At 52.6% G+C, this 22871-nt stretch carries 25 protein-coding genes and 1 pseudogene; 17 read left to right on the forward strand and 9 right to left on the reverse strand.

Features of this window, described 5'->3' with window-relative positions; translation table 11 throughout:
* Positions 1-38: 38 nt before the first annotated feature.
* The 4 genes and pseudogenes from ACLJQD_RS01170 to yqhD all read right to left on the reverse strand — a co-directional run bounded on the left by ACLJQD_RS01170 (position 39) and on the right by yqhD (position 4286).
* A complete protein-coding gene (locus tag ACLJQD_RS01170; RefSeq protein WP_000128242.1) occupies positions 39-494 on the reverse strand; it encodes an HIT family protein in 456 nt (151 codons plus the stop codon).
* 44 nt (positions 495-538) lie between these two features.
* Positions 539-2024: pseudogene (locus ACLJQD_RS01175) on the reverse strand (DASS family sodium-coupled anion symporter).
* A gap of 165 nt (positions 2025-2189) precedes the next feature.
* A complete protein-coding gene (dkgA, locus tag ACLJQD_RS01180; protein WP_000013100.1) occupies positions 2190-3017 on the reverse strand; it encodes a 2,5-didehydrogluconate reductase DkgA in 828 nt (275 codons plus the stop codon).
* 105 nt (positions 3018-3122) lie between these two features.
* Positions 3123-4286, reverse strand: coding sequence for an alcohol dehydrogenase (gene yqhD / locus ACLJQD_RS01185; protein WP_017441058.1), 1164 nt, complete (start codon positions 4284-4286; stop codon positions 3123-3125).
* 192 nt (positions 4287-4478) lie between these two features.
* On the opposite strand from yqhD, the gene ACLJQD_RS01190 reads away from it, so the two are divergent.
* Positions 4479-5378: an AraC family transcriptional regulator gene (locus tag ACLJQD_RS01190; protein ID WP_001078198.1), complete on the forward strand. Its 900-nt coding sequence runs from the start codon at positions 4479-4481 to the stop codon at positions 5376-5378.
* A gap of 63 nt (positions 5379-5441) precedes the next feature.
* On the opposite strand, the gene yghB is transcribed toward ACLJQD_RS01190, so the two are convergent.
* On the reverse strand, positions 5442-6101 hold the full coding sequence (gene yghB / locus ACLJQD_RS01195; RefSeq protein ID WP_000268444.1) for a DedA family general envelope maintenance protein YghB: 660 nt from the start codon (positions 6099-6101) through the stop codon (positions 5442-5444).
* Between the two features lie 139 nt (positions 6102-6240).
* Entirely contained in the window at positions 6241-7428 is a 1188-nt protein-coding gene (gene metC / locus ACLJQD_RS01200) for a cystathionine beta-lyase (protein WP_000130270.1), read from the reverse strand.
* A 251-nt stretch (positions 7429-7679) separates the two neighbouring features.
* Here metC and exbB point away from each other — a divergent pair, with 251 nt between their 5' ends.
* Entirely contained in the window at positions 7680-8414 is a 735-nt protein-coding gene (gene exbB, locus ACLJQD_RS01205; RefSeq protein ID WP_000527859.1) for a tol-pal system-associated acyl-CoA thioesterase, read from the forward strand.
* A 6-nt stretch (positions 8415-8420) separates the two neighbouring features.
* Entirely contained in the window at positions 8421-8846 is a 426-nt protein-coding gene (exbD, locus tag ACLJQD_RS01210) for a TonB system transport protein ExbD (RefSeq protein WP_001251476.1), read from the forward strand.
* 112 nt (positions 8847-8958) lie between these two features.
* Here the strand turns inward: exbD and ACLJQD_RS01215 are convergent, their stop codons facing one another.
* The 3 genes from ACLJQD_RS01215 to ACLJQD_RS01225 form a co-directional block, all read right to left on the reverse strand.
* Positions 8959-9843 (reverse strand): SDR family oxidoreductase, encoded by an 885-nt coding sequence (locus tag ACLJQD_RS01215; protein ID WP_000019032.1) that lies wholly within the window; start codon positions 9841-9843, stop codon positions 8959-8961.
* 123 nt (positions 9844-9966) lie between these two features.
* Positions 9967-10371, reverse strand: a complete 405-nt coding sequence (locus ACLJQD_RS01220; RefSeq protein WP_000665656.1) for a hypothetical protein — start codon at positions 10369-10371, stop codon at positions 9967-9969.
* Positions 10358-10768 carry a hypothetical protein gene (locus tag ACLJQD_RS01225; RefSeq protein WP_000936447.1) on the reverse strand — a complete coding sequence of 137 codons (411 nt, stop codon included), beginning with the start codon at positions 10766-10768 and terminating at the stop codon, positions 10358-10360. The genes ACLJQD_RS01220 and ACLJQD_RS01225 overlap by 14 nt, the downstream gene beginning before the upstream one ends.
* A gap of 103 nt (positions 10769-10871) precedes the next feature.
* Here ACLJQD_RS01225 and ACLJQD_RS01230 point away from each other — a divergent pair, with 103 nt between their 5' ends.
* The 14 genes from ACLJQD_RS01230 (at position 10872) to ACLJQD_RS01295 (ending at position 22849) form a co-directional block, all read left to right on the forward strand.
* Complete coding sequence (locus ACLJQD_RS01230; protein ID WP_017441059.1) at positions 10872-11375, forward strand: ESA_00282 family adhesion-associated protein; 504 nt, start codon at positions 10872-10874, stop codon at positions 11373-11375.
* A gap of 69 nt (positions 11376-11444) precedes the next feature.
* A complete protein-coding gene (locus ACLJQD_RS01235) occupies positions 11445-11939 on the forward strand; it encodes a TIGR00645 family protein (RefSeq protein ID WP_000439335.1) in 495 nt (164 codons plus the stop codon).
* 306 nt (positions 11940-12245) lie between these two features.
* Positions 12246-13889, forward strand: coding sequence for a methyl-accepting chemotaxis protein (locus ACLJQD_RS01240; protein ID WP_001238430.1), 1644 nt, complete (start codon positions 12246-12248; stop codon positions 13887-13889).
* Between the two features lie 84 nt (positions 13890-13973).
* Positions 13974-14261 carry a DUF2623 family protein gene (locus ACLJQD_RS01245; RefSeq protein ID WP_001059119.1) on the forward strand — a complete coding sequence of 96 codons (288 nt, stop codon included), beginning with the start codon at positions 13974-13976 and terminating at the stop codon, positions 14259-14261.
* 189 nt (positions 14262-14450) lie between these two features.
* Positions 14451-15569: a hydrogenase 2 small subunit gene (hybO, locus tag ACLJQD_RS01250; RefSeq protein ID WP_000145429.1), complete on the forward strand. Its 1119-nt coding sequence runs from the start codon at positions 14451-14453 to the stop codon at positions 15567-15569.
* A gap of 2 nt (positions 15570-15571) precedes the next feature.
* Entirely contained in the window at positions 15572-16558 is a 987-nt protein-coding gene (gene hybA, locus ACLJQD_RS01255; protein ID WP_001081721.1) for a hydrogenase 2 operon protein HybA, read from the forward strand.
* Positions 16548-17726 (forward strand): Ni/Fe-hydrogenase cytochrome b subunit, encoded by a 1179-nt coding sequence (gene hybB / locus ACLJQD_RS01260; RefSeq protein WP_000017678.1) that lies wholly within the window; start codon positions 16548-16550, stop codon positions 17724-17726. The genes hybA and hybB overlap by 11 nt, the downstream gene beginning before the upstream one ends.
* The gene (gene hybC, locus ACLJQD_RS01265) at positions 17723-19426 is read left to right on the forward strand and encodes a hydrogenase 2 large subunit (RefSeq protein WP_000083044.1); all 1704 of its coding nucleotides are present in this window, start codon (positions 17723-17725) and stop codon (positions 19424-19426) included. The genes hybB and hybC overlap by 4 nt, the downstream gene beginning before the upstream one ends.
* The gene (locus ACLJQD_RS01270) at positions 19426-19920 is read left to right on the forward strand and encodes a HyaD/HybD family hydrogenase maturation endopeptidase (protein WP_001221962.1); all 495 of its coding nucleotides are present in this window, start codon (positions 19426-19428) and stop codon (positions 19918-19920) included. Before hybC ends, ACLJQD_RS01270 begins: the two co-directional genes overlap by 1 nt.
* Positions 19913-20401 (forward strand): hydrogenase-2 assembly chaperone, encoded by a 489-nt coding sequence (hybE, locus tag ACLJQD_RS01275; RefSeq protein WP_000004951.1) that lies wholly within the window; start codon positions 19913-19915, stop codon positions 20399-20401. Before ACLJQD_RS01270 ends, hybE begins: the two co-directional genes overlap by 8 nt.
* Entirely contained in the window at positions 20394-20735 is a 342-nt protein-coding gene (gene hypA / locus ACLJQD_RS01280) for a hydrogenase maturation nickel metallochaperone HypA (RefSeq protein ID WP_000544945.1), read from the forward strand. Before hybE ends, hypA begins: the two co-directional genes overlap by 8 nt.
* A gap of 27 nt (positions 20736-20762) precedes the next feature.
* On the forward strand, positions 20763-21011 hold the full coding sequence (hybG, locus tag ACLJQD_RS01285; RefSeq protein WP_000334887.1) for a hydrogenase maturation factor HybG: 249 nt from the start codon (positions 20763-20765) through the stop codon (positions 21009-21011).
* 75 nt (positions 21012-21086) lie between these two features.
* Positions 21087-22139: an ABC transporter substrate-binding protein gene (locus ACLJQD_RS01290; protein WP_017441060.1), complete on the forward strand. Its 1053-nt coding sequence runs from the start codon at positions 21087-21089 to the stop codon at positions 22137-22139.
* Complete coding sequence (locus tag ACLJQD_RS01295) at positions 22139-22849, forward strand: molybdate ABC transporter substrate-binding protein (protein ID WP_017441061.1); 711 nt, start codon at positions 22139-22141, stop codon at positions 22847-22849. The genes ACLJQD_RS01290 and ACLJQD_RS01295 overlap by 1 nt, the downstream gene beginning before the upstream one ends.
* Positions 22850-22871: the final 22 nt, after the last annotated feature.

Consider the following 22871-nt stretch of genomic DNA (forward strand, 5'->3'; position numbering starts at 1 on the left):
AGGTGCTTACACCGCCATCCGGCAGAAGTGCTCCGTATTTATGCCTCACGAATTCTGGCCGCCAGCGCGGCCAGTTTTTCATCATCAGCCCGTTCATGATCGTGTGACGACAGATATCCTTCATACTGTTCGAAAAATTTATTCTGCCGCGATTCAATCGGTTTCCAGTGGGTTAAATCGCCAGTACCGTGCATGGGGCTTAATTTACTGTGCACATGGTCTACGCCGAAACCTTCGAAGAACATTCCCGTACGACTGACATCCGGGAAAGCCTTATCCAGTTTCTTAGCCACTTTTTGGGTCGCCAGCATCAGGTCCGCTAACGCCTGCGGCGGTAGATCGAACGCGTAGCTGGGGTAATGTTTTTTCGGGATCACTACGGTAAACCCATCGGTATTCGGAAAAATCGACAAAAAAGCCAGGTGATGCTCATCTTCCCAAACTTTATGACAAGGTGCTTTACCTTCAACTATTTGACAGAAAATGCAGGTCATTCCATTTCTCCGTTAACCGAGGGGCTTATCGATGAGTTAAGCGTTTAATACAACCCTAACACTTTCCACCATGCGAGGCCGACTGTCAAAAAGACCGCCTGATTAAAGAGACTGATAATAAATCCCGTTCGCCACCAGACGCCCGTCGGTACATAGCCGGCGCCAAAAAGAATGGGGCCGCGTGCGTGGGTATACTGCGTAAGAGAGCAGTACAGGCTGCTGGTAAACGCCAGCATAAGCGCCATCGGCGCTGCCGGTATATTCAGATGCAGACCGACACCCAGAAATACCGCATACAGCGCGGCGATTTGCGCGTTGCCGCTGGCGAAAAAATAGTGGGTATAAAAATAGGCTGCGTTAAGCAGCAGCAGGATGATTATCCAACTGGTTCCATGCATCGTACTGCCGATGCTGTCGCCAATCAGGTTGCCAAACCAACTGGTGAATCCTAGTTTCTTCAACTGGTTAGCCATCATCAGCAGCGCGGCAAACCAAATCAACGTATCCCAGGCGCCTTTTTCGCTTTTAACGTCTTCCCAGGTGAGCACGCCGCTCAGTAATAAAATCGAGAGACCGACAAAAGAGGCCGTCGTGGCATCCACGCCGAGCGAGCTGCCAAAAATCCATAGCACCAGCAACACGCCGACGGTCGCCAGCATGAGCCACTCGCCGCGCGTCATACTGCCCATTTGCGCCAGCTCTTTGCGCGCCAAATCCGGCGCATCCGGCGTATGTTTAATTTCCGGACGGGTCAGCCAGTAGACCAGCAGCGGGACGATAAGAAAAGAGACCAGGCAAGGCAGGAGCGCGGCGATAAACCAGCTTCCCCAGCTCAACGTAACGCCGGCGTTCGCCGCCAGTTTTACCGCCAGCAGGTTACCCGTATAACCGGTCATAAACAGTGCGGCGGTGACGTCGTTAACATTGCCAATACAGGTGATCAGAAAGGTGCCGATTTTGCTGCGAGACTCATCTTCCGGATGTGAATCAAAGCTGCGCGCCAGCGAGTCGGCGATCGGGTAAATCACGCCGCCGCAGCGCGCGGTGTTACTGGGCATCGCGGGGGAGAGGATCAGATCGGCAAACGCCAGACCATAAGCCAGACCCAACGTTCGTTTACCTAACAGACGGATCATTTGTAGGGCGATACGCCGACCCAGCCCGGTTTTGATAAACCCACGGGCAATCATAAAGGCGACGACGATAAGCCAGATCAGCGAACTGTTCAGCTCGCTCAAGGCCGTGGTAATCGCGCCGCTGGCCGTTTTGTCGCCGGCAGCATAGGCGAGCGCAAAGACGGTGATGCCAATAATACCGACCGCGCCAATAGGCAGCACTTTCGCCACGATAGAGGCGATCGTCGCGACAAAAATAATCGCGGAATGCCAGGCCGGCGCGCTTAACCCGGAAGGGGGCGTTAGCTGCCACAGTCCGGCGGCGATAACCAGAATAAGAATAAATGGGAGCCATTTGACGCCCTGAGATTTTTTTTCCGCCACAATCACACATCCATAAATATTTTATATACATTAAGTAAATTGATAATAATCATGAATAAATATTCACAAAATCAGAATAATTCTGCGCTTGTGTGTGGGGGAAATATACTGTTAAATGCGCGTAATTGTTTCTTAATATTTCGAAATGAAAAAAAGCCCGACGACATCGTCGGGCATGGCGTGCGATAAATCCGGCTTAACCGCCGAACTGATCCGGATCGGGGCCGAGGCGTTTTCCTTGATCCAGTTTTGCGATCTCGCCTAATTCATCTTTATCGAGACGGAAATCCCAGACAGCAAAGTTTTCCGCGATACGGGAAGGGGTGACGGATTTCGGAATGACGACCAGCCCGCAGTCCAGATGCCAGCGAATAACAATCTGGGCGGGCGTTTTGCCGTATTTATCCGCCAGTTCGCGAATCACTTTCTGATCGAATACGCCTTCGCCGCCCTGCGCCAGCGGGCTCCAGGACTCGGTCTGGATTTTATGCGTCGCATTCCACGCATGTAGCTGGCGCTGTTGCATCAAGGGGTGAAGCTCGATCTGGTTGATCACAGGGGTAACGCCGGTTTCATCGATCAGACGCTGGAGGTGATGGATCTGAAAGTTACAGACCCCGATACTCTTTACCAGCCCCTCTTTTTGCAGCGCGATCATGCCTTTCCAGGCGTCGACATAGTGATCGATAGCCGGTACGGGCCAGTGCATCAGATAGAGATCGAGATAATCAAGCTGCAGTTTTTTCAGACTCTCCTGCAGGGCTTCGCGGGGACGTTTTTGATCGTCATTCCACAACTTGGTGGTGATAAACAGCTCTTCCCGCGCCACACTCGCTGCTTTTAGCGCTTTGCCGACGCCTTCTTCATTCTGATATGCTGTGGCGGTATCAATCGATCGATAGCCCACCTCCAGCGCTTTATGAATCGCCGCGATCACCTCTTCATTGCTTGCTTTCCAGACTCCCAGCCCAAGTTGTGGCATTACGTTGCCATCCTGTAGCCTGATAATGGTTGGATTAGCCATGATGTGTTCCTCTTTTAATTGGCTCGCCGGAGTCGGGTCCGGCGAGACTAAGTGACTTAAGTCTGGACGAAATGGCCAAAAACGAAAGTCAGAGGCGAAAAAACCTTAGCGCGCCGCTTCATAAATCCGACGGCTGACATCCAGCGTAATATCCTGATTTTCACCTAAATTTGTGCATCCATGCGCCTCAAGTTTAGCCAGTAGCGCCGGAATAGTGCTGCCATCCAGACCGTAATCGGACAGACGGGTAGGCACGCCCATCTGTTCAAAGAAACGGCGGGTGGCGGCAATGGCGGCATCAATACGCTCGTCGTCGGAACCGTCGGTGATATTCCATACACGTTCAGCATATTGCAGGAGTTTTGCGCGTTTAACGTCTCGTTTTTCGTTCCATAGCGCAGGCAGAATGATAGCCAGCGTCTGGGCATGATCGAGACCGTGCATCGCGGTAAGCTCATGGCCCAGCATATGCGTCGCCCAGTCCTGCGGAACACCAGCGCCAATCAGGCCATTTAACGCCTGAGTAGCGGCCCACATCACGTTAGCGCGGACGTCATAGTTTTCAGGCTCTTGCAGCGCTTTGGGACCTTCTTCGATCAGTGTGAGTAAAATGCCTTCGGCGAAACGATCCTGAATTTTGCCGTTAACCGGGTAAGTGACGTACTGCTCAACGGTATGGACAAAAGCATCCACGACGCCGTTCGCAACCTGGCGTGGCGGCAATGTATAGGTGTAGACCGGATCCAGTACGGCAAACACCGGTTGCACGAACGAGGAGTGGAAGGCCTGTTTGTCGCCAGTGGTTTTACGGGAAATGACTGCGCCGGCGTTCGATTCTGAGCCGGTTGCCGGTAGGGTCAGCACAGATCCCATCGGGATTGCGCCACGAATCTCAGTACCGCCGGTTTCCAGAATGTGCCACGGATCGACGCCGTCCGTATACTGCGCCGCTGCGGCGATAAATTTGGTGCCGTCCAGTACGGAACCGCCGCCAACGGCCAGCAGGAAGGTAATATTTTCGTCGCGCACAAGCTGCACGGCCTTCATCAGCGTTTCATAGGACGGGTTCGGTTCAATACCGCCAAACTCCCGAACATCCAGTCCTTTTAACGCTTCCTGAACTTGCGCCAGTACGCCGGTCTTTTTCACGCTACCGCCGCCATAGGTAATCAGCACGCGGGCGTCCTGGGGGATTTGATCGCGAAGATCGACGATAGCGCCTTTACCAAACAGAATGCGGGTAGGGGTATGTAATTTGAAATTGTTCATTGCTCATTCCCTTATGTGGGTAAAAAGAGGGCAGGCGGCTGTCTGCCTGATGGTCATCATTGTGGTCTTGTGAGGGATGTCTCTCAATGCACATTTCTGCCAATGTTTTGCCTATTTCTCCAGAATGCTGGAGAAAATCGCTAAAAATGCGCACAATCCAGCGGAGTGGATTTGATGAAAAAATGGCGCGTTATGAATCGTGAAGCAATTTGCTTACAGTTGGCTGATAAAATTAATCATTTAAAAAATAATGATAAAATAATCAGCGAGCGGCTGGCGGGCATTCGTCTGTTGTATGGTGTTGAACCGGGGCCGCGCACGCCGGTCATGTATCAGCCTGGCATCATATTTCTCTTTTCCGGCCATAAAATTGGCTATATTAACAAGCGCAAGTTTCGTTATGACGCTAATGAATATCTCTTACTGACCGTGCCGCTCCCTTTTGAATGCGAGACCTGGGCGACGCCGGAGGTACCGCTGGCCGGTATTCGGCTCGATATTGATGTGCTGCAACTGCAAGAGTTGCTCATGGACATTGGCGAAGATGAGCGTTTCCAGTTGCCGATGGCGGCCAGTGGGATTAACTCCGCCACGCTGTCGGACGAGATTTTATGTGCGGTGGAAAGATTGCTGGATGTGATGGAGCGCCCGCTGGATGCGCGGATTCTGGGAAAACAGATTATTCGCGAAATTCTTTATCATGTGCTGATGGGGCCGCGCGGCGGGGCGCTGCTTGCACTGGTTAGTCGCCAGACGCACTTTAGCCTGATCAGTCGCGTACTTAAACAGATCGAAATGAAATACACCGAGAACCTGAATGTTGAGCAACTGGCGGCAGAAGCGAACATGAGCGTGTCGGCGTTTCACCATAATTTTAAGGCGGTCACCAGCACCTCGCCGTTGCAGTATTTAAAAAGCTACCGACTGCATAAAGCGCGGATGATGATGATTCACGACGGTATGAAGGCCAGCGCTGCGGCGATGCGGGTCGGCTATGAGAGCGCATCGCAGTTTAGCCGGGAGTTTAAACGTTATTTTGGCGTTACGCCGGGCGAAGATGCGGCAAGAATGCGGACAATGCAAGGGAGCTAAGTGGGGCATCCCGCCACGGGTCAACGAAGCGTAATCGGGCCATCCTGGCCGATTATGGATACGTCAGGCGTTACAGTATTTCTTTTTAATCACCACGACCAGCGTACCTAACAGCCCGGCGACCAGTAGCGCGACGGGAAGGATCATTAAAAATGTCATTACCTGGTCTTCATGGCGCTTAACAAACGGGATCATACTGAGCGCGTAGCCGAAGCTGGTCACGACAGTCACCCACAGCAGGCCGCTTAACCAGTTAAAAAACTGAAACCGGCGGTTGGACAGGCCGGAAATACCCGCCATTGTTGGCAGCAGAGTGCGGACAAACGCCAGAAAGCGCCCGGCAAGCAACGCTAACAAACCGTGGCGGTCAAACATGCAGGTGGCGCGCTGATGATATTTTGCCGGAAGCTGCGCCAGCCAGCCTTTGACGGTACGCGTATTACCAAGCCAGCGTCCCTGGATATAACTTAGCCAGCAGCCGAGACTGGCCGCGGTGGTGAGAATGCCAATCGTCGGCAAAAAATGCATCACATCCTGGGCGATCAACGCGCCTGCCAGTAGCAGCAGACTATCGCCAGGTAAGAATGACGCTGGCAGCAGACCGTTTTCTAAAAATAGCGTGGCGAACATGACAAAGTAGACGACGCTAACAACGTGTGGATTCGCCAGCGCGGCAAAATCATGTTGCCAGAGCGCAGCGATAATATCTTGAATGACAGCCATGAACTTTCCTGTGGAACAGCATTTATGCTTTTATTCGCCTATTGTACTCCTGAATCGTCCGGGATGCCTTGATCCCGGACGCAACAAACGCAGACTTTTCCACGGAAATTGTCTGCATATATGTCCATCCCCGGCAACTTTACACAATTCTGGCGAAGCCGGCGGCTAAATCAGCGATCAAATCATCAACACTCTCTAAACCAATATGCACCCGGACCAGCGTACCGGTAAAATCTACGCCGCCTGCAGGACGAATCGCGGCGATCTGTTCCGGCTGATTAGCAATAATCAGCGATTCGTAGCCTCCCCAGGAGTAGGCCATACTGAACAGCGAAAAGTTATCCAGATAGGCTGATAATTCTGCCTCGGTTAGCTTTTTATTGAGCACAAAGGAGAACAGACCGCTGCTGCCTGTAAAGTCTCGTTTCCAGAAGGCATGACCTTTGCTACCCGGCAGGGCCGGATGATTAACGCGCGCGACCTGAGGATGGTTCGCCAGCCACGCGGCGATTTTGAGGCTGCTTTCTTGATGCTGGCGCAGTCGGACGCCGAGCGTGCGCAGCCCGCGGCTGGTCATATAAGCCGTGTCGGCGTCGAGCATTTGCCCCATCAGATAGGCGTTTTCCCGCAATTGTTCCCAGCAGCGCGCATTTGCAACGGCAGTACCGACCATCGCATCAGAATGACCAATCAGATACTTAGTGCCCGCCTGGATAGAGATATCAATATCGAACTCCAGCGCTTTGAACAGAACGCCAGCCGCCCAGGTATTATCAATCATGATGACGGCTTCTGGCGCGACGCGTCTGACCGCACTGACAATGGTCGGAATATCATGTACTTCCATGGTAATAGAACCGGGGGATTCCAGAAAAACGACTTTCGTGTTCGGCTGAATATGTTGCGTGATATCAGCGCCGATGAGCGGGTCGAACCAGCTTGTCGTCACGCCCAGTTTGCCGAGAATTTTGCTGCAGAAATCCTGGCTGGGTTCATAGGCTGTGTTGGTCATCAGGATGTGGTCGCCCTGCTCAACGAATGCCAGAATGGTGTTGGCGACCGCCGCCGCGCCGCACGGGAAGAGCGCGCATCCGGCGCCGCCTTCCAGTTCACACATGGCTTCCTGGAGTGAAAAGTGGGTCAGCGTTCCCCGGCGTCCGTAAAATAATTCGCCGTTGGCGCGATTGCGGGTAGCGTGTTTTTTGGCCTCGACGGTGTCAAACACCAGTGAAGAAGCGCGTTGAATCACACTATTCACTGAGCCAAGCGTGTATTTTTTGCTGCGTCCTGCGTTTACCAGTTTGGTATCCAACTGTTTATCCGTCATGTTGCGTTTCCTGATTTTAACCGTCTGGATGTCTAAACTAGCATGAATATAACCATCTGCACCCTGGCGACGTGTGATACAGATGAAAATTTTGCCAAAATAAAAACAGGTGGCTTTTTTAATGCGTAAGCGCAAAGAAAAAGCAGTAAAGGTGCGGCAGTATGTAAATAGTAATGAGAACGACTATCAATTCGACGTTGTTTTGATATTATTATGCTCAGATTTTGTGATTTGCGTCCTGGAGATACAGAGTGGGTAATAATTTGATGCAGACGGATCTTTCCGTCTGGGGCATGTATCAGCACGCCGATATTGTCGTGAAGTGCGTGATGATTGGTTTGATTCTGGCGTCAGTCGTCACTTGGGCTATCTTCTTCAGTAAAAGCGTTGAATTTTTCACGCAAAAGCGCCGCTTAAAGCGCGAACAATTGCAATTAGCCGATGCGCGCTCCTTAGATCAGGCTTCCGATATTGCGGCAGGTTTCAGCGCAAAAAGCCTCAGCGCACAGCTCATCAATGAAGCGCAGAATGAACTGGAACTCTCTCAGGGCAGCGAAGATAACGAAGGGATTAAAGAACGTACCGGCTTCCGTCTGGAACGTCGCGTCGCGGCAGTTGGCCGCTACATGGGACGAGGCAACGGTTATCTGGCGACGATCGGCGCCATTTCCCCCTTCGTCGGGTTGTTTGGCACCGTATGGGGCATTATGAATAGCTTCATCGGTATTGCGCAAACGCAGACCACCAACCTGGCGGTGGTTGCTCCTGGTATTGCGGAAGCACTGCTGGCGACGGCGATTGGGCTGGTAGCCGCGATCCCGGCGGTCGTCATTTACAACATCTTCGCACGTCAGATAGGCAGTTACAAAGCGACGCTGGGCGACGTGGCGGCGCAGGTATTGCTGCTGCAAAGCCGCGATCTCGATCTGAATGCGAGCGCCAGTGCGCAGCCGGTACGCGCCGCGCAGAAATTACGGGTAGGGTAATGCGTCATGGCAATGCGTCTTAACGAGAACCTGGATGACAACGGCGAAATGCATGAAATCAACGTGACGCCGTTTATCGATGTCATGTTGGTTCTGCTGATTATCTTTATGGTGGCTGCGCCACTGGCGACGGTAGACGTCAAGGTGAATCTGCCCGCTTCTACCAGTACGCCACAGCCGCGTCCGGAAAAACCGGTTTATCTGTCGGTGAAAGCGGATAACACCATGTTTATCGGTAACGATCCGGTGACGGATGATACGATGATTGCCGAGCTAACGGCCCTGACGGAAGGGAAAAAGGATACTACGATTTTCTTCCGCGCGGATAAAACCGTAGAGTATGAAACTCTGATGAAAGTGATGGATATGCTGCATCAGGCGGGCTATCTCAAGATTGGTCTGGTCGGCGAAGAGACCGCGAAAGCGAAATAAGTATTCTGCTGATGCTTTAGGCCGGGTAAGGCGAAGTCGCCACCCGGCTTTTTTATTGCCTAAGATGGCGCCTTGCGTAACAGAAGTGCGCCATATTAATCGACTTCATGCGTTAGCCTAAATGCTCCCCGCCGCACACGCCGTGCACTTCTGCGGTAACGTAACTGGATTCCTGGCTTGCCAGATAGACATACACCGGCGCCAGCTCTGCCGGTTGGCCGGCCCGCTTCATTGGCGTCTGCTGGCCAAACTGCGGAATTTTATCCTGGGTTTGACCGCCGGAAATTTGCAGCGCTGTCCAGATAGGGCCAGGCGCAACAATATTCACGCGAATTCCTTTTTCCGCCACCTGTTTCGCCAGGCCACGGCTGTAATTGAGGATTGCCGCCTTGGTTGCCGCATAATCCAGCAGGTGCGGACTGGGCTGATACGCCTGGATAGACGACGTCGTGATAATACTGGCGCCTTTTGGCAGCAGCGGAATCGCTTCCTGGGTTATCCAGAACAGGGCAAAAACGTTAACGGCGAAGGTTTGCTGAAATTGCTCGCTGGTCAGATCTTTTATCTCCGGGATTGCCGTCTGTTTACCGGCCACCAGCGCCAGAATGTCCAGCCCGCCCAGCGCTTCACGCGCTTTATGGACCAGCGAACGGGCGAAAGATTCGTCGCTAAGATCGCCTGGCAATAACACCGCTTTACGGCCGCACTCCTCAATCAGCGCTTTAACCTGCTGGGCGTCCTCTTCTTCCGCTGGCAGATAGTTGATCGCGACATCTGCGCCTTCACGCGCGTAAGCGATAGCGGCAGCGCGCCCAATCCCGGAGTCGCCCCCTGTCACCAGCGCCTTACGATCTTTAAGGCGACCACTGCCGACATAACTTTTTTCACCACAGTCAGGAACAGGCGTCATTTTCGCCTGGACGCCGGGCGCCGGCTGTTTTTGCTTAGGATACTCGCCGGTGTAATACTGCGTGGTAGGGTCGTATAGATGAGACATTGAGCTTCTCCCTTCAGGTTGAACACCCTTTAAGCGTAGACACTTTTACTACCGTAAGAGAGAGAATCAGAACGATCCTTATGCTTCGCCCGTATTCACAACAGAGTTAACTAGCCATGAAGGTTATTTTTCTTGCCGTGCGACGGTGGTGACGTTGCGCGTCCGGTAGTCGCCATCGGAAAGCTTACGCATCAGACGTAAGGTTGCCGTCTCGCGAGCCAGCAGATGCTGCCAGTCACTTTCAAGACGAGACATAATTTTGTCTCGTAATTCAGGATGCTGCTCGATAATGGCATTGATGGTCGCGCCATAAATCTCCTCTTTGACCTGTAACGCATACATCTCCCGTCGGTTTTGCCACTTCAGGCGCACTAACGCCGCCGGTATGGATACCACCTCCTGCGTTACCTTTTCCAGGGTGGCATTTTTGCTGGCGATTAGCGCTGCAAGATTTTGCTTTAAGATAAATTCATCACTTTTATGGTTGTCTAAAGCCAAATAAACGTTATTGTCTTCAACTTCTTTCATCTTTATCTTCCAGTGAATAAAATAGCGGCATATTGGTTTCGCGAGTGATTAAATTAAGCCAAATGGCATTGCCTTTTTCATTTATCATTGCGGTTTTATCCGCCAGTATTTTACTTAGCGTTTGGGCATCAATATCGCCTTCTGCCTGTAGTGCGTTTATCAGGCGGGCAAACGTTTCAATTTTAGCCACGCAATACAGACGTTCTTTAATATGACGGTCGCGTTCTTCAAATAATACGTTTCTGTGTTGCCCGGCAGCGTTAGCGCTAATTAAAATATCGGGCTCGAAATCGCTGAGTTTTGTCTTTCCCTGAGGCAAATTTTTACTGTTTTCTGTGGCTTCAGGGGGCGGCGATGACAGGCGAAAATGAGAGGAAACCAGATGCTCAGGAAGCATGACTAAATATCCTTTACGATCAGTGGTATACTATTTTTAATAGTGTAGGTTTCGTTGACAATAACATGGTGTAATTTTAAAATCAAAAAAAATGGAGCCTGCTATGAACAGTATTTTTTATTCTGTTATTACATTGCTATTACTGACCGGCGCGATACTCTTCCTGATGTGGGAGGTTAATAAAAAACGTCCTGGTGGAAAAGTCGTAAATTTAAATCAAACTGAACCCATGACAAAGGAAGAGGGCGAAGATCATTTCTCAGTATTAATGAATTCGATAACGCCGGTATGGTACTGGCGCGTTAACCATGAATATATCGATTTCCTTCATGCAACGATAAAACGAATGACAATGACTGAGTTGAATGAAACGCCTGGATTATTTGACGCACAGCGTCGTTGCAGCGACCTTAACTCTGCCGTTTATAAGTATTACGACAATATTAAGAAGCGTTGTCTGAACGGAGAAAAGGTGCCGTATTCGGATTTGGACGTCCTTAATTTACGCCAGTGTTTTCGTGAGTTCAGTCTTGAAGCCTACCCGGCGTTGGTCGCGCTGGTATGGCCGGAATATCAGCGCCCACAGGTTAAACCGGATGAGATTTAACTGCATGTTGATCTGATGTTGCATGGTTGAGATATACTGTTGCTGGTTTTAGTTACCTGACAGGTCCCTATGGAACGCTTTCTTGAAAATGTAATGTATGCGTCTCGCTGGCTGCTCGCGCCGGTGTATTTTGGCCTCTCTTTGGCGCTGATCGCTTTAGCGCTAAAATTTTTCCAGGAAATTCTACACGTTCTACCGAACGTTTTTGCCCTGGCGGAGGCCGATCTGATTCTGGTGCTGTTATCGCTGGTTGATATGACGCTGGTCGGCGGATTGCTGGTAATGGTCATGTTCTCCGGGTATGAGAATTTTGTCTCTCAGCTGGATATCTCTGCGGGCAAGGAGAAGCTGAACTGGCTGGGGAAAATGGATGCGACTTCGCTAAAAAATAAGGTGGCGGCATCAATAGTCGCTATCTCTTCCATTCACCTGTTACGCGTGTTTATGGACGCGAAAAACGTCCCGGATAACAAATTAATGTGGTATGTCATCATCCATCTGACCTTTGTCCTGTCGGCATTCGTTATGGGCTATCTGGACAGATTGACGCGGCATAACCATTGAGCCGCCGTCAACGGCGGGGCAGTCGGGCAAAGGACGCTGAGCCCGGCTGTAAAACAGCGCTTCTTTAACGGTGGATAACCGTCTCCCTGCAGCCTTACGCAATATTTTTACTACATCTATTCATTTACTCAGTAATAAGACTAAAAGATTTTCTCTGCGTTCACAGATATATAACATCTGCGGGTACGTGAACGGCGATAACTGTAAAAAAATGGAGAATGCATTATATATTCTCCGCGCCTTGCCGATAACGAGAGTGCGTCATCGTCTGATGACTAATCTCTTATATTCAGCAAGGAAATTCATATGCGTTTGCTGCAAAACTTTACTATTCGTATGGTCATGCTGACGATACTGGGACTTTTTTGTCTACTCTGGTCGGGGGTGGGGTTATACAGCGTCCATGCTTTATCCGAAGTTTCGGAAGGAAATGATATTGACCGGCATCTTGTGCGGCAAATGACGGTGCTAAGCCAGGGTAACGATCAATATTTCCGCTTTGTTACCCGCCTTAGCCGCGCGATGGATGTAAAAATCGGCGGCGGCACGCCCGATTTTGCGCCCGCCCGACAGTCGCTCGAGAATATGCGTCAGAAGCTGGAGGAGATGAAAGCGCTATCGCCAGGGCCGATGAACCCTGATATCTCAAGGGAGGTCTTGTCCAACTGGCAGGCCTTGCTGGAGAAAGGCGTCGTTCCTCAAATGCAACTGGCGCAGCAAGGATCGCTGACCGCCTGGAGCGAACATGCCAGTACGGTCACGCCCGCACTCAGTCGCGCGTTCGGCGCCAGCGCGGAACGGTTTAGTCATGAAGCTGGCGCCATGCTGGATAACACACGTGTGATGGTCGATGGTAAAACCTATACCATCCGCATCCTGCTTATCACGGCGGTGATTCTGGGCATTGCTATCCTGATTTTTACCGATCGCTATCTGGTTGCAATGATGGTGAAACCGCTGGAGCGCATCCGTCAGCAATTTCAGCGCATCGCGCAAGGCGATCTTAGCCAGCCGATTGAAGCGTTGGGGCGTAACTGCGTAGGCCGGTTGGTGCCGCTACTGCGCGCGATGCAGGACAGTTTACGCGAAGCCGTGAGTACGATCCGCGCCGGAAGCGACAATATCTGGCGCGGCGCGACGGAAATTTCTACCGGTAATAACGATCTCTCTTCCCGAACGGAAGAACAGGCCGCTGCGCTGGAAGAGACGGCCGCCAGCATGGAACAGCTTACCGCAACGGTGAAAATGAACGCCGAACACGCTCGCCAGGCGAGTCAGCTTGCGGATGCCGCCTCGCTAACGGCAGGAAAAGGCGGTGAACTGGTTTCCGATGTGGTAGAAACAATGAACGGTATTTCCGCCAGTTCGCAGCAGATCGCCGAAATTACTACCGTGATTAATAGTATTGCTTTCCAGACCAATATTCTGGCCTTGAACGCAGCGGTAGAAGCGGCCAGAGCGGGCGAGCAGGGACGCGGCTTCGCAGTGGTCGCCGGTGAGGTACGTAACCTGGCCAGCCGCAGCGCGGGGGCGGCGAAAGAAATTGAAGCTTTAATTGGCGAATCGGTACGTCGCGTAGCGCAGGGCGCGCAGTTGGTCCAGGAGACCGGCGCGACGATGGACGCCATCCTGCGCGGCGTCACGGAAGTGACGACGATTATGAAACAGATCGCGTCCGCCTCCGAAGAACAGAGTAAAGGTATTTCTCAGGTTGGCGTGGCGATCACGCAAATGGATAGCGTTACGCAACAAAACGCCGCGCTGGTTGAGCAGGTTTCCGCGGCGGCGGCGGCGCTGGAACGGCAGACGGAGGATTTGCAACGCTCCGTACAGCAGTTCCGGCTTTCCGCTAGTGAGCCGCAACAATGCGTAACGGCGAAAGCGGCGCCTGGCGTTCAGAGAATGGCGTCGGCTCCCGCACAGTCTACTGATGAATGGGTTTCCTTCTGATGTGAAGCAAAAAAGCGCGTAATGCGCTGGCCTTCATTTAACCAGTCGCTATATAATTTATTATATAGCGACTAAGGAGGTCAGATGAATAATCATTTTGGGAAAGGGTTAATGGCCGGGTTGCACGCGCCTTATGCATATAGCGCGCATCATGCGGTGAATTTCTGTTCTGAGTATAAACGTGGCTTTGTATTGGGTTTTACACACCGTATGTTCGAAAAGACCGGCGATCGTCAACTTAGCGCGTGGGAGGCCGGAATTCTGACGCGTCGCTATGGTCTGGATAAAGAAATGGTGATGGATTTCTTTAAAGAGAATCATTCCGGGATGGCGGTTCGCTTCTTTATGGCCGGTTATCGACTCGAAGGTTGATCCAACAGGGGTATTATCTTGCTTTAATTAATTACACTATCGCCTCTTCCCTTCGTTTTACTGTTCCGTCGAAGTATTATGGCGCACATAACCATAAAAAAAGTGTGGTAAATGGCGTACCGATCGCAATAACTTCTTCGCGAACAGTGCAAAATAAAAGCCAGGTCTTCGTAACGGAATAACTATAAAATGACTGGAGATAATACTCTCATCACTTCTCACGGCATTAACCGTCGTGATTTCATGAAGCTTTGTGCAGCACTGGCCGCTACTATGGGGCTCAGTAGCAAAGCCGCCGCAGAAATGGCAGAATCGGTATCCAATCCACAGCGTCCGCCCGTTATCTGGATTGGCGCTCAGGAGTGTACCGGTTGTACCGAATCACTGCTTCGTGCTACACACCCAACCGTTGAAAACCTCGTTCTGGAGACTATCTCTCTGGAATACCACGAGGTGCTTTCCGCCGCATTCGGTCACCAGGTCGAAGAAAACAAACATAACGCTCTGGAGAAGTATAAAGGGCAATATGTTCTGGTGGTGGATGGTTCTATCCCACTAAAAGATAACGGTATCTACTGCATGGTTGCCGGCGAGCCGATCGTGGATCACATCCGCAAAGCCGCCGACGGCGCAGCCGCGATTATCGCTATCGGTTCCTGCTCGGCATGGGGCGGCGTTGCTGCGGCTGGCGTAAACCCAACCGGCGCTGTCAGTCTGCAGGAAGTCTTACCGGGCAAAACGGTTATCAATATTCCAGGTTGTCCGCCAAACCCGCATAACTTCCTGGCGACCGTCGCGCATATCATCACTTACGGCACGCCGCCGAAGCTAGATGCGAAAAATCGTCCAACCTTTGCCTATGGCCGTCTGATTCATGAGCATTGCGAACGTCGTCCACACTTCGACGCAGGCCGTTTTGCCAAAGAATTTGGCGACGAAGGCCACCGTCAGGGCTGGTGTCTCTACCATCTTGGCTGTAAAGGGCCGGAAACCTGGGGCAACTGTTCTACGTTACAGTTCTGTGACGTTGGCGGCGTCTGGCCAGTGGCGATCGGCCATCCTTGCTATGGCTGTAACGAAGAAGGTATCGGCTTCCATAAGGGCATTCACCAGCTTGCTCATGTCGAAAACCAAACTCCGCGTTCAGAGAAACCTGACGTCAATATGAAAGAAGGCGGCAATATCTCTGCGGGCGCTGTCGGTCTGCTTGGCGGCGTAGTCGGTCTGGTTGCCGGCGTCAGCGTGATGGCGGTACGTGAACTGGGGCGTCAGCAAAAGAAAGATAACGCTGACTCACGGGGAGAATAACCGTGAACAGACGTGACTTTATTAAAGCAGCCTCCGGTGGAGCATTGCTGTTGGGCGCCGCGCCGTCTGTCAGCCATGCGGCTGCAGAAAACCGTCCGCCGATTCCAGGTTCGCTGGGCATGCTGTATGACTCCACTCTGTGCGTGGGCTGTCAGGCCTGCGTCACAAAGTGTCAGGATATCAACTTCCCGGCGCGTAACCCGGAAGGGGAGCAGACCTGGTCGAACAACGACAAACTGTCGCCGTATACCAATAACATTATCCAGGTATGGCGTAGCGGCACGGGCGTGAACAAAGATCAGGAAGAGAACGGCTATGCCTACATCAAGAAACAGTGTATGCACTGCGTCGATCCTAACTGCGTTTCCGTTTGCCCGGTGTCGGCGCTGAAAAAAGATCCGAAAACCGGCATCGTCCACTATGACAAAGATGTCTGCACCGGCTGCCGTTACTGTATGGTTGCCTGCCCGTACAACGTACCTAAGTACGACTACAACAACCCGTTTGGCGCGCTTCACAAGTGTGAGTTGTGTAACCAGAAAGGCGTTGAGCGTCTGGATAAAGGCGGTTTGCCTGGGTGTGTGGAAGTTTGTCCGGCAGGGGCCGTCATTTTCGGTACTCGTGAAGAGCTGATGGCGGAAGCGAAAAAACGTCTGGCCCTCAAACCAGGCAGTGAATATCACTATCCGCGCCAGACGTTGAAAACGGACGACACCTATCTGCATACGGTGCCTAAATACTACCCACACCTCTACGGTGAAAAAGAGGGCGGTGGTACTCAGGTGCTGGTGCTGACAGGCGTTCCTTATGAAGATCTGGATCTGCCGAAGCTGGATGACCTTTCAACCGGAGCGCGCTCCGAGCATGTTCAACACACGCTTTATAAAGGCATGATACTACCCCTGGCTGCGCTGGCGGGCTTAACCGTGCTGGTTCGTCGTAATAGCAAAAACGACCATCACGATGGAGGAGACGATCATGAGTCATGATCCAAAACCGCTGGGCGGAAAAATCATCAGTAAACCGGTCATTATTTTTGGACCGTTAATCGTCCTGTGTATGCTCCTTATCGTGAAGCGTCTGGTCTTCGGGTTGGGCTCCGTTTCCGACCTGAACGGCGGTTTCCCGTGGGGCGTCTGGATTGCCTTTGACCTGTTGATCGGCACCGGCTTTGCCTGCGGCGGTTGGGCGTTGGCATGGGCGGTGTATGTCTTTAACCGTGGGCAATACCATCCGTTGGTGCGCCCGGCGTTGCTGGCAAGCTTGTTTGGTTACTCGCTGGGCGGCCTGTCGATCACTATCGACGTCGGTCGTTACTGGAACCTGCCGTACTTCTACATTCCAGGTCACTTCAACGTGAACTCGGTACTGTTTGAGACGGCGGTCTGTATGACCATCTACATCGGCGTGATGGCGCTGGAGTTTGCGCCTGCCCTGTTTGAACGTCTGGGCTGGAAAGTGTCGCTCAAGCGTCTGAATAAGGTGATGTTCTTTATTATCGCGCTGGGCGCGCTGCTGCCGACGATGCACCAGTCCTCAATGGGGTCATTGATGATCTCGGCGGGCTATAAAGTGCATCCGCTATGGCAAAGCTATGAAATGCTGCCGCTGTTCTCGGTTCTGACCGCGTTTATCATGGGCTTCTCCATTGTCATATTTGAGGGTTCGCTGGTTCAGGCAGGCCTGAAAGGAAACGGTCCGGATGAGAAAAATTTGTTTGTTAAGCTGACGAATACCATCAGCGTGCTGCTGGCGATTTTCGTCGTCCTGCGCTTTGGCGAACTGATTTATCGCGACAAGCTGTCCTATGCGTTTGCCGGCGATTTTTACTCCGCTATGTTCTGGATTGAAGTCGTCCTGATGGTCTTCCCGTTAGTGGTGCTGCGTGTGGCGAAACTGCGTAATGACTCTCGTATGCTGTACCTGTCGGCGCTAAGCGCGCTGTTGGGCTGCGCGACGTGGCGTCTGACCTATTCGCTGGTGGCATTCAACCCGGGTGGCGGCTACCACTACTTCCCAACCTGGGAAGAATTGTTGATTTCTATTGGTTTTGTGGCTATTGAGATTTGTGCATACATCGTACTCATTCGTCTACTGCCGATACTTCCTCCTTTAAAACAAAACGATCATAATCGTCATGAGGCGAGCAAAGCATGAGCCAGAGAATTACTATTGATCCGGTAACCCGTATTGAGGGTCATTTACGCATTGACTGCGAAATTGAGAACGGCGTCGTATCCAAAGCATGGGCGTCCGGCACCATGTGGCGCGGTATGGAAGAGATCGTGAAGAACCGCGATCCGCGCGATGCGTGGATGATTGTGCAGCGTATTTGCGGCGTTTGTACGACAACTCACGCGATCTCCTCCGTTCGTGCGGCAGAAAGCGCGCTGAATATTGATGTTCCCGTCAACGCGCAGTATATCCGTAATATTATTCTGGCGGCGCATACTACCCATGACCACATTGTCCATTTCTACCAGCTCTCTGCGCTGGACTGGGTGGACATTACCTCTGCGCTGAAAGCCGATCCGGAAAAAGCTTCTGCGATGCTGGATGGCGTGTCGAGCTGGCACCTGAACAGCGCGCAAGAGTTCACGAAAGTTCAGAACAAGATCAAGGATCTTGTCGCCAGCGGTCAGTTAGGTATTTTCGCCAATGGCTACTGGGGGCACCCGGCAATGCAGTTACCGCCGGAGGTCAACCTGATTGCGGTCGCCCACTATCTGCAGGCGCTGGAATGTCAGCGTGACGCTAACCGCGTGGTGGCGTTGCTGGGCGGTAAATCGCCGCATATCCAGAACCTGGCAGTCGGTGGGGTGGCGAACCCGATCAATCTCGACAGTATCGGTACGTTGAACCTTGAACGCCTGATGTACATCAAATCGTTTATCGATAAGCTGAGCGATTTTGTCGAGCAGGTGTATAAAGTGGATACCGCAGTCATCGCGGCCTACTATCCGGAATGGCTGGAGCGCGGCAAAGGCGCGGTGAACTACCTGAGCGCGCCGGAATTCCCGACCGACGGTAAAAACGGCAGTTTCCTGTTCCCGGGCGGTTACATTACCAATGCCGATCTGTCGACATACCGTCCGATCACCTCTCACTCCGACGAATTCCTGATTAAAGGTATTCAGGAGAGCGCGAAGCACGCCTGGTACAAAGATGAAGCGCCGCAGGCGCCGTGGGAAGGCACTACGATCCCGGCTTACGACGGTTGGTCGGATGACGGTAAATACTCATGGGTCAAGTCGCCGACATTCTACGGCAAAACCGTCGAAGTCGGGCCGCTGGCGAACATGCTGTGTAAACTGGCTGCAGGTCGTGAATCCACGCAGACCAAGCTCAATGAAATCATTGCGCTTTATCAGAAGCTGACCGGCAAAACGCTGGAAATGGCGCAACTTCACTCTACGCTGGGTCGTATCATCGGGCGTACCGTTCACTGTTGTGAACTGCAAAACATATTGCAGGATCAATACAATGCGCTGATTGTAAATATCGGCAAAGGCGATTACACCACGTTTGTGAAGCCGAACATTCCGGCGACGGGCGAGTTCAAAGGCGTGGGCTTCCTGGAGGCGCCGCGCGGTATGCTGTCTCACTGGATGGTGATTAAAGACGGTATTATCAGTAACTATCAGGCAGTGGTGCCATCGACCTGGAACTCAGGTCCGCGTAACTTCAACGATGACGTGGGGCCGTACGAACAGTCGCTGGTCGGTACGCCGATCGCCGATCCGGCGAAGCCGCTGGAAGTGGTACGTACCATCCACTCCTTCGACCCTTGCATGGCGTGCGCGGTGCACGTGGTGGACGCCGATGGCAATGAAGTGGTCTCGGTGAAGGTTTTGTAATGCGGATATTAGTCTTAGGGGTCGGCAATATTTTGCTGACCGATGAAGCCATCGGGGTGCGTATTGTTGAAGCGTTAGAGCAACGATACACCCTGCCGGATTTCGTTGAGATTCTGGATGGCGGTACGGCGGGAATGGAACTTCTTGGCGATATGGCGAGTCGGGATCATTTGATCATTGCCGACGCCATCGTGTCGAAAAAGAACGCGCCGGGAACCATTATGGTACTGCGCGACGATGAAGTTCCAGCGCTGTTCACCAACAAAATCTCCCCCCATCAGCTTGGACTGGCCGACGTATTGTCGGCCCTCCGCTTTACCGGCGAGTTTCCGAAGAAACTGACCCTGGTCGGCGTTATTCCACAGTCGCTGGAACCGCACATCGGCTTAACACCAACCGTCGAGGCAATGATTGAACCTGCGCTTGAGCAGGTTCTTGCTGCGCTGCGTGAATCCGGCGTCGAAGCAATTCCTAAGGAGACGGCGCATGTCTGAAACGTTTTCCGGATTCGACACGGCGCCCGTCGCCCGGGTTCAGGCGGCATTTGAAGAGATAGCCCATCGTTCGATGCACGATCTTTCGTTTCTGCATCCGACTATGCCTGTGCATGTCTCTGATTTTACGTTGTTTGAAGGACAATGGACGGGCACGGTAATTACGCCGTGGATGTTAAGCGCATTAATCTTCCCTGGCCCGGACCAGATCTGGCCCGGGCGTACCGTCGGTGAAAAACTCGGTCTGCAACTGCCTTATGGCACGATGACCTTTACCGTTGGCGAACTGGAAGGCGTTTCGCAATATCTTGCCTGCTCGTTGATGTCGCCGCTTTCCCGTAGCCTGTCGCCGGAAGAGGGCGTCCGGCTGGCGGATGACTGCGCGCGGATGCTGTTATCCCTGCCGGTAAGCAATCCTGATGCGCCGCAGACAAGCCGGCGTGCGTTGCTGTTTGGCCGTCGGAGCTGTGAGAATGCATGAGCTGTCTCTTTGCCAAAGCGCCGTTGAAATTATTCAGCAGCAGGCAGAACAGCACGGCGTGGCGCGCGTCACCGGCGTATGGCTGGAGATTGGCGCGCTTTCGTGCGTTGAAGAGCGCGCGGTTCGTTTCAGCTTTGACATCGCCTGCCAGGGGACTTTAGCGCAAGGGTGCGAATTGCACATCGACTACAGACCGGCCCAGGCCTGGTGCTGGGATTGCAGTCAGGTGGTGGAAATTCTCAGGCATGACGCGCAATGTCCGCATTGTCATGGCGATCGCCTGCGGGTGGATACCGGCGATTCGTTGAAAGTAAAAAGTATTGAGGTCGAATAACCCGCATTTTATTTCAGGTGGTTAATTATGTGTATTGGCGTCCCCGGTCAGGTGCTGGCCGTCGGAGATGATATTCACCAGCTTGCGCAGGTGGAAGTGTGTGGCATCAAACGTGATGTCAATATTGCTCTGATTTGTGAAGGTAAGCCAGCCGATCTGATAGGGCAATGGGTATTGGTACACGTTGGTTTTGCGATGAGCATCATTGACGAAGACGAAGCGAAAGCCACGTTAGATGCGCTGCGCCGCATGGAGTACGACATCACCAGCGCGTGATCCCTTAATCACCTCTATTATATCGCTCTATAATCGTTGTATAATTATTTATATATCGATTGTGGGGCGAAACCTATGAATAAATTTTTGCGCCAGCTCTCTCTGCTGGCGTTGCTTTTTTGCTGGCCGTTAATGTCACAAGCGGCGCGTACTTTTACCGATCAAATTGGCCGCCAGGTCACGGTTCCCGACACCGTCGACAGAGTGGTGGTGCTCCAGCATCAAACGCTCAATCTCCTTGTACAGATGAATGCCACTGACAAAATCGTTGGGGTCATGGCGAACTGGAAACAGCAATTAGGCGACGGCTATGCGCGTCTGGCGCCGGAACTGGCGCAAAAAGCCTCGCTGGGCGATCTAACGCACGTTGATCTTGAAAAACTGGTGGCGCTGCACCCGCAGGTGGTGTTTGTCACGAATTACGCTCCGCAGGAGATGATCGACAAGATCAGCCGTCTTGGCATTCCGGTGGTGGCGATTTCGCTGCGCCATGATATTGCTGGCGAGCAGGCTAAAATGAACCCGACCCTGGCCGATGAAGAGCAGGCTTATAATCGCGGGCTGCGTGAAGGAATAACGCTGATTGGCGATATCGTCAATAAACCGCAGGAGGCGAAAGCGCTGATTGAGGCGATGGATAAAGGTCGCAAGATGGTCAGCGACCGTTTGCAGTCGGTTCCTGAAAATGAGCGAGTTCGCGCCTATATGGCGAATCCGGAGTTGACCACCTACGGTTCCGGTAAATATACCGGTCTGATGATGGCCCATGCGGGGGCGCTGAATGTAGCGGCATCCTCGGTGAAAGGCTTTAAGCAGGTGACAATGGAGCAGGTGATCGCCTGGGATCCACAGGTAATCTTTGTCCAGAATCGCTATCCGAAGGTCGTCAATGAGATCCTGCACAATCCCCAGTGGCAGGTCATTGACGCGGTGAAGCATCATCGGGTTTACCTGATGCCGGATTATGCCAAAGCCTGGGGATATCCGATGCCGGAGGCGGTGGGAATCGGCGAACTGTGGATGGCGAAAAAACTCTATCCGGAAAAATTCCACGATATTGACATGCAAAAGGCCGCTAACGACTGGTATCAACGTTTTTACCGTACTGACTATCAGGGCGTACAGTGATGCGAATACTGGCTGCGGGGAGCTTGCGTGTCGTCTGGCCGCAGCTAATGGCGGCATTTCAGGCGGATGCGGTATGTGATTTCGGTCCGGCGGGGCTGTTACGTGAACGCATCGAAGCGGGCGAAGCGTGCGACTTTTTTGCTTCGGCGAACCTGGCGCATCCGCAGGCGCTGCTGGAAAGCGGGCGGGCGCTGTGGGTCGCGCCTTTTACGACGAACCGTTTGTGTCTGAGCGTGCGGGCACAGGCGATGCGTGAAGGCGAGGACTGGCTATCGCTATTAATCCGGCGGGATCTGCGGATCGGCACCTCAACAGCAGGTTGCGATCCTTCCGGCGATTATACGCAGCAGCTTTTTTCGCGGATGGGCAAGGAGGGCGAAGCGGTCCGAAAACGCGCGGTAGCGCTGGTTGGCGGCAGACAGACTTTGCCGTTACCGGCGGGCCGGCTGGCGGCGGAATGGCTCATCAATCATGATTACACCGATATCTTTATCGGCTATGCCAGCTATGCTCCCAGGCTACGGCAGGTTAATTCGCTGCGAGTGGTTGATATCCCGGAACCTTATAATCCCGTGGCTGAATATGGCTTTGCCTGCCTGAGCGAGCAGGGAAAAACGCTTGCCGACTTTTTACTGTCAGCACGGGCGAGGTTGATTCTCATGCAACATGGGTTTAGTGAAGCGCCGCATATGACGCACTCGCAGAACTGATAAGCGAAGCGTCAGCAGGGAA

Source organism: Salmonella sp. SAL04214 (assembly GCF_046550615.1).
GTDB lineage: Bacteria > Pseudomonadota > Gammaproteobacteria > Enterobacterales > Enterobacteriaceae > Salmonella > Salmonella enterica.

Coding starts and splice junctions, on each gene's coding strand:
- ACLJQD_RS01170 (WP_000128242.1), bottom strand. CDS start 494: ATGACCTGCATTTTCTGTCAAATAGTTGAAGGTAAAGCACCTTGTCAT.
- dkgA (WP_000013100.1), bottom strand. CDS start 3,017: ATGGCTAATCCAACCATTATCAGGCTACAGGATGGCAACGTAATGCCA.
- yqhD (WP_017441058.1), bottom strand. CDS start 4,286: ATGAACAATTTCAAATTACATACCCCTACCCGCATTCTGTTTGGTAAA.
- ACLJQD_RS01190 (WP_001078198.1), top strand. CDS start 4,479: ATGAATCGTGAAGCAATTTGCTTACAGTTGGCTGATAAAATTAATCAT.
- yghB (WP_000268444.1), bottom strand. CDS start 6,101: ATGGCTGTCATTCAAGATATTATCGCTGCGCTCTGGCAACATGATTTT.
- metC (WP_000130270.1), bottom strand. CDS start 7,428: ATGACGGATAAACAGTTGGATACCAAACTGGTAAACGCAGGACGCAGC.
- exbD (WP_001251476.1), top strand. CDS start 8,421: ATGGCAATGCGTCTTAACGAGAACCTGGATGACAACGGCGAAATGCAT.
- ACLJQD_RS01215 (WP_000019032.1), bottom strand. CDS start 9,843: ATGTCTCATCTATACGACCCTACCACGCAGTATTACACCGGCGAGTAT.
- ACLJQD_RS01220 (WP_000665656.1), bottom strand. CDS start 10,371: ATGAAAGAAGTTGAAGACAATAACGTTTATTTGGCTTTAGACAACCAT.
- ACLJQD_RS01225 (WP_000936447.1), bottom strand. CDS start 10,768: ATGCTTCCTGAGCATCTGGTTTCCTCTCATTTTCGCCTGTCATCGCCG.
- ACLJQD_RS01230 (WP_017441059.1), top strand. CDS start 10,872: ATGAACAGTATTTTTTATTCTGTTATTACATTGCTATTACTGACCGGC.
- ACLJQD_RS01235 (WP_000439335.1), top strand. CDS start 11,445: ATGGAACGCTTTCTTGAAAATGTAATGTATGCGTCTCGCTGGCTGCTC.
- ACLJQD_RS01240 (WP_001238430.1), top strand. CDS start 12,246: ATGCGTTTGCTGCAAAACTTTACTATTCGTATGGTCATGCTGACGATA.
- ACLJQD_RS01245 (WP_001059119.1), top strand. CDS start 13,974: ATGAATAATCATTTTGGGAAAGGGTTAATGGCCGGGTTGCACGCGCCT.
- hybO (WP_000145429.1), top strand. CDS start 14,451: ATGACTGGAGATAATACTCTCATCACTTCTCACGGCATTAACCGTCGT.
- hybB (WP_000017678.1), top strand. CDS start 16,548: ATGAGTCATGATCCAAAACCGCTGGGCGGAAAAATCATCAGTAAACCG.
- hybC (WP_000083044.1), top strand. CDS start 17,723: ATGAGCCAGAGAATTACTATTGATCCGGTAACCCGTATTGAGGGTCAT.
- ACLJQD_RS01270 (WP_001221962.1), top strand. CDS start 19,426: ATGCGGATATTAGTCTTAGGGGTCGGCAATATTTTGCTGACCGATGAA.
- hybE (WP_000004951.1), top strand. CDS start 19,913: ATGTCTGAAACGTTTTCCGGATTCGACACGGCGCCCGTCGCCCGGGTT.
- hypA (WP_000544945.1), top strand. CDS start 20,394: ATGCATGAGCTGTCTCTTTGCCAAAGCGCCGTTGAAATTATTCAGCAG.
- hybG (WP_000334887.1), top strand. CDS start 20,763: ATGTGTATTGGCGTCCCCGGTCAGGTGCTGGCCGTCGGAGATGATATT.
- ACLJQD_RS01290 (WP_017441060.1), top strand. CDS start 21,087: ATGAATAAATTTTTGCGCCAGCTCTCTCTGCTGGCGTTGCTTTTTTGC.
- ACLJQD_RS01295 (WP_017441061.1), top strand. CDS start 22,139: ATGCGAATACTGGCTGCGGGGAGCTTGCGTGTCGTCTGGCCGCAGCTA.